The organism is Aliivibrio sp. A6, assembly GCF_028765505.1.
Taxonomy (GTDB): domain Bacteria; phylum Pseudomonadota; class Gammaproteobacteria; order Enterobacterales; family Vibrionaceae; genus Aliivibrio; species Aliivibrio finisterrensis_A.
The window spans coordinates 1-2,478 of sequence record NZ_JARACR010000071.1 but is presented as its reverse complement, the minus strand read 5'-3'; the positions used below and the strand labels follow the sequence as shown (position 1 = coordinate 2,478).

3 protein-coding genes are annotated in these 2,478 nt (G+C 38.5%); 2 read left to right on the top strand and 1 reads right to left on the bottom strand.

Going from position 1 to position 2,478, the window contains the following annotated elements; genetic code table 11:
• Nucleotides 1-20 precede the first annotated feature (20 nt).
• Entirely contained in the window at nucleotides 21-1,157 is a 1,137-nt protein-coding gene (locus PVK70_RS18580) for a flagellar assembly protein FlgT (RefSeq protein WP_130047655.1), read from the bottom strand.
• A gap of 162 nt (nucleotides 1,158-1,319) precedes the next feature.
• Here PVK70_RS18580 and PVK70_RS18575 point away from each other — a divergent pair, with 162 nt between their 5' ends.
• The gene (locus PVK70_RS18575; RefSeq protein ID WP_130044107.1) at nucleotides 1,320-1,955 is read left to right on the top strand and encodes a FlgO family outer membrane protein; all 636 of its coding nucleotides are present in this window, start codon (nucleotides 1,320-1,322) and stop codon (nucleotides 1,953-1,955) included.
• Between the two features lie 11 nt (nucleotides 1,956-1,966).
• Nucleotides 1,967-2,398, top strand: a complete 432-nt coding sequence (locus PVK70_RS18570; RefSeq protein WP_130044108.1) for an LPP20 family lipoprotein — start codon at nucleotides 1,967-1,969, stop codon at nucleotides 2,396-2,398.
• The last annotated feature ends 80 nt before the right edge of the window (nucleotides 2,399-2,478 follow it).

Genomic DNA, 2,478 nt, shown 5'->3' with positions numbered 1-2,478 from the left:
AAGAAAAGACGTCATTGAATCTATTTAATGTCGACTTTATGCATTACATCCCCAATTTGAATACTGTTAAGCAATTGTGGTTGATCGATAGTTAGCTCAGCATTTTGCTCATACACACGAGCAACGGTTAGTGTAATTTCTGTTTTAGATACTTTATTACGCGGCAAACCGTTCTGATCAATAAATGAGCCTGTATGCCAAAGTTCTAATTTATCGCCTTTCTTAACGCCGTGAATGCGACCTAGATCCATCGATATACGATTATTATTGATGCTGACAATTTGAGGTAGCGTCATTTTACATGCGAATTGGTTTTCCAAATCAAGCATCATATCTCGGTTAACTCTAAGCACCATTTCACCGAAAGCTGAAGTCCAAAAACGAGCACTTTGAGTATCAACTTCACTGGTTTTAGGAAAGTCCCACTGTGCGACTTCACGGTAATTATTGTTATAAACGGTTTGGCCTGTTTTGCCATCTAATACAGCAACTTCAATGGCAAATTGTCTATTTATCGTGTCTTTTTTAAGTAAGTTTTGCTCAACAGTCGCACTTAAATCGGTGATATTTCCTGAGAAAATGTATTGTGCGCCATGATCATCAGCAATCATTTTGACAACGTCTGGTTGACGCTTATCAATACGAATATGAGAATTACCAACAGAAACAAAGCTTTGTGATTCTTTATCGAGTTGGCGTGAAAAGACCGTACTTAGATCTTCACCTAATTGATATACCTTACCCATTACTGCTTGTTGCGGTGAGTCGATTGTGATCTCACTGGTCATAAAGGTTTTCTTATATTGCCCAATATGGCAACTGTTTGCCGAAGGGTAGATATCAATTCGAGTCGTGATATAGATCTTACCGTTTTTCTTCTTCTCTTTTATTACTTCAATACTGCGAATTTCACTTCCACTGAACTGATAGTGCTTTTCATCATTTTCTAAAAAGGTTTTTAAATCTTTTAAGCGGCTAATATCAGCCCCTGAAAACAGCATCGCTTGGTAAGCGGCATCTTCTAGTGCATGTGATCTTGCCGCACTTTTGCTAGTTAATACACTTGCAGAGCCAGTTACTTCAAACCATTCAGCTTTTGAAGGTAGCGCGTAACTCATTGTTAATATTGAGGTAAGTAATAATAATATATTTTTCATTGCTGATATCTGCCAAATGGGTATGAAATTTGCTAACTAATATTTGTTGATTGATAAAAGTACTTACAAATTGCGTTTCATAAACTATTGCAAGTTTTGTTCCTAGTTTGAATTTGACGCTTAACCAATAAGTATATTAAAACATTATCTGGAGATAATAGAATGAGAGTATTAGTTGTAATCCTGCTATCAATGGTGATGAGTGCGTGCGCCTACTCACCAATTTATAATGGTAAAGAACCTTATAATGGCAGTCCTTTTATGTTGGCGGATACGCCGAGACATACAATGGATTACTTCATTGAAAGTTTAACTGAGCAGTTAGTAACATCAAATACGACGTTATCAGCTCGTTCACCAATTGCCATTACGTCTTTTGTTGATTTACAACAAATGGATCAAACAAACTGGTTAGGCAATTCAGTAACTGAGAGCTTTATTTTCCAGCTTCAGCGCCGTGGCTTTAAAGTTATTGATTATAAAACAACGGGCAATATCCGAGTTACTCAACAAGGTGATTTTGCTTTTAGCCGTGATTGGAAAGAATTAGTTCAAGAGCAGCAAGTTGATTACGTACTAACGGGTACAATGCTTCGTCAAGATGGCGGGGTGTTAATTAACGCTCGTGTTATTGGTATGCAAACTCGAGTTGTTGTCGCATCGGCACAAGGGTTCCTTCCGGCGGATAGAATTGGCCGTGATTTAGACACACTAAATACAGTGCGTATGGAAGATGGTGTGATTATTCGTTCTGATGTTCAAAAAGCAGAGCGTCATACCATTATCCTACGTCCATAGGAGAAGCAGATATGAAACATTGGTTTTTATTAGCTCTATTAGTATTAGTTGGTTGCCAACCAATTGGTGTCATGCGTGAAAGTGATCACTTGACCGCGGTCGGTTACGCTAGCATTAGTGAGCAAGCTGGAAAAAATATGGATGAAAAACGTATGCGTGCAATGCGTGCTTCTAAGGTTGATGCTTATAGAGAGTTAGCTGAGCAAGTGTATGGTATGCGTATCAGCGGCAAAGTTGAGATGAATGATCAACAGCTAGGAGAGGAAACAACCTCAGCTGGTGTTGATGGTATTATCCGCGGAGCTGAAGTGGTAAGAACTTACCCCGTTGGTGACAGTTATGTAACTGAATTAAAATTAGATTTGAAAAAGATGGAGCGCATGAAAAACCAAGGCCAGGTTTATGATGTACCGTCAACCCAACGAAGAACAACGTTATTTTAATTAATGGTGATAAACACGGTTAGTTAGAAACTCTCATTCGACATAACGTTATTGCCCTTAGTGCTTAAAGTGCTGAGGGC

What these genes read in the sequence shown, in the direction of transcription:
- PVK70_RS18580 (WP_130047655.1), bottom strand. Translation starts at nt 1,157, where the DNA reads ATGAAAAATATATTATTATTACTTACCTCAATATTAACAATGAGTTAC.
- PVK70_RS18575 (WP_130044107.1), top strand. Translation starts at nt 1,320, where the DNA reads ATGAGAGTATTAGTTGTAATCCTGCTATCAATGGTGATGAGTGCGTGC.
- PVK70_RS18570 (WP_130044108.1), top strand. Translation starts at nt 1,967, where the DNA reads ATGAAACATTGGTTTTTATTAGCTCTATTAGTATTAGTTGGTTGCCAA.